We start from the raw sequence: 1,711 nt of genomic DNA, 5'->3' as shown, positions 1-1,711 counted from the left end.
ATTTTTTACTGCCTTTGCTATTGAACCTATTAATGATGAAAGTCAGTTATGCCTATGACCCTTTCGCAGAGCTAGATCGAGAAGTCAAGCTATTAGCCATGGATGATAGTGCAGAATTCGAACAATGGTATGCCGAGCAAATACAAGAATTCAACCAATGGCAGCAAGCATACTCAGCAGATTGGGACAATAAGCAAAAGGTCTCGATTCAAAAATGGGGTGACACCAAAATATCTTCTCCGAATGTTGTGGTGGTTTACGACGAGCAACATAACGCAAGAACCGTTGTTGATTTAGCGAAAGGAGAGATTGCGGTTAGCTACTTACTGTCGGCAGAAGAAGAGAAAGCCGAAGCTTTAGTTGTCGAAGCCGACACCGTCAATGCCGTGATCGAGAAAAACGCTAAGTTGTTTGAAGATATTGGTGTTAACCAACCTAAAAAAGCTGATCCTGCTACGATTTTTGTCGAGGAAATTAAAGTAGAACCAACGGCTTTAGAAGAGGTGAAGAGAGATGTTGAGGCGCAAACTGAGCGCCAAATGAGTCAACTTGATATATTTTCTGCTGAAAAAAGCACGATGTTAAGTGAGAAAAAGAAAAAGCAAGTGATAGTTGAACAAAAAAAACAAATTATGAAGCAGGAAGAAAAACGCGTTTATGCTTTGGAGCAAGAGTTAGTTAAACAAGAGAAGAAACTAAAGATACAGCCCCAGAAAATTGTTGAATATAAGATCAAGATTCCAAAATCCTCACTGGCGAGCCGTGCTAACCAGTATCTGCCAGCGATTCAACAAGAAAGTACAAAGCGTAAACTATCACCTGCACTTGTTTTGGCGATCATGCATGAGGAGTCGCATTTCAATCCGAAGGCTAAATCTTATGTACCCGCATATGGGCTGATGCAAATCGTACCGACAACCGCAGGTCATGACGTGAATAAGCTGTATCGAGGCAAAGATAAGCCGATGAGATCGAGTGAATTATACGATCCTAACCTGAACATCGAAACTGGCACGGCGTATCTAAAAATTCTTCAGAGTCGATACCTAAAAGGCATTAAAGATCCACGAAGTGCGACCTACAGCGTGATCGCGGCTTACAACACCGGGTCAGGTAATGTTGCAAAAGCATTTGGTGAGCGAAATGTTGCCAGTGCGATTAAGAAAATTAACTCCATGAGCTCTGAAGAAGTATATCAACATCTTATTAATCACTTACCATATAAAGAGACTCGAAATTATCTCAAAAAGGTTAGCGAAAGAATGAAAATCTATGATTCAAAATCAAACTCAACCATGTAATAGNCATTACAACATTATTTAGTGTATTGATCCTATCAGGCTGTACGAATAAGCATAATTATGAAAATACTGAAAAAGTAGAAATCAATCCAGTAAACAGTGTTCCTAACTGGATTCTAAATCCAACTGATGCGAACGGGTTTTCATCATCAAATTGTGTTGTTTATTCAGGAAACTTTTCTGTAGATCGTAATCATGCCATTTCTTTAGCCCGAAATACTTTAGCCCAAAACTTAGATACTAAGGTCAGTATTTTAGAGAAGAGTTATCAAAAGATAAATGACTCAATAGACAGGAAACTATCGGGTTCCTCTTTCGAACAAATTTCAAAAAAAGTAACCAATATTTCGATTAACAAAAGCCAGATCGAACAGATTTCTATTGTTAAAATTGCTGGTGTAGAACAAGTA

Annotated in this window: 2 protein-coding genes; both read left to right on the top strand. The window is 38.7% G+C overall.

Translation table 11 applies throughout. The features are described from left to right. The first annotated feature begins 8 nt into the window (after positions 1 to 8). Entirely contained in the window at positions 9 to 1,301 is a 1,293-nt protein-coding gene (locus tag BZG82_RS15995; RefSeq protein ID WP_077766316.1) for a transglycosylase SLT domain-containing protein, read from the top strand. Positions 1,302 to 1,327: 26 nt separating this feature from the next. After that, positions 1,328 to 1,711, top strand: a 384-nt coding sequence (locus BZG82_RS16550) for a hypothetical protein (protein WP_206744451.1), incomplete at its 3' end; no start/stop codon positions are given.

The organism is Salinivibrio sp. PR5, assembly GCF_001996085.1.
In the GTDB taxonomy this organism is placed as follows: Bacteria; Pseudomonadota; Gammaproteobacteria; order Enterobacterales; family Vibrionaceae; genus Salinivibrio; species Salinivibrio proteolyticus.
Note: the sequence above shows the minus strand (reverse complement) of the source record. Positions and strands in the feature narration are given on the sequence as shown.